We start from the raw sequence: 768 nt of genomic DNA on the forward strand, positions 1-768 counted from the left end.
CTATTCCACTAAAGCAGATCATTACAACGCTATAGCGCATCGATCACGTCTTCACAAAAAATCAAAAAATCAAAAAAAACACAAAAAATCTGTAGTGCCTTAACTCAACTTTGTGTATGGCTCAATGTCTTATGCTGTCTACGTTTCAGAAATTTTGCTTACCAAGTTGGGTATATGTTGGGTGCTTTAAATTGTTTTTAGAAAACCTTCTAAGCACTGACTCCGGGTCAGCATAACCTAGTTTCATAGCAGCAGCATATTTTACCATTTGGCTGTATTGCTCAGCGGATAAACTTGTGTGTATTTGATGAAATAGATTGCTCTCGTAGTCATTAACCGCATCAGTGATCACTCTGTCCATGGTTTTATCTTTAAAGGGTTCAATTCCCTTTGATTTCAAGTAATCAAATGCTTGCGCTTTAATATCATCATGCGCTAAAAACTGAGCAGTGAGCAACTCGGTACTAATCCATTCTGAAAGTTGGCTATAGTCACTTTTTTTGGAAAACGTTCGGGCAAAAAAATGGCGAATAGTACTGTAAAAGGATTTTATGCTCGACTTTGAAGGTTGATGGATTACTGCAGGTACGTTTAAGATGTTAGCAACTTCAAGAATCACTTGCTTTGGAATGCTACAAAGGTCTTTTAAAAACTCATGAGCATATTGATAGTGTTTTAAAAGTAATGCAAAATAAAGGCGTGAATTTCGATTACGCGATTCAATAAGGGAGATTTCTGTTGCGGTAAAAGACCACTGAATTGTCGATG

General features: G+C 36.7%; 1 protein-coding gene. It reads right to left on the bottom strand.

Translation table 11 applies throughout. From position 1 onward, the window contains the following. Positions 1 to 145: 145 nt before the first annotated feature. Positions 146 to 768, bottom strand: a 623-nt coding sequence (locus DNJ75_RS15035; protein WP_117004207.1) for a DUF4158 domain-containing protein, incomplete at its 5' end; no start/stop codon positions are given.

Source organism: Cysteiniphilum litorale (genome assembly GCF_003428165.1).
GTDB lineage: Bacteria > Pseudomonadota > Gammaproteobacteria > Francisellales > Francisellaceae > Caedibacter > Caedibacter litoralis.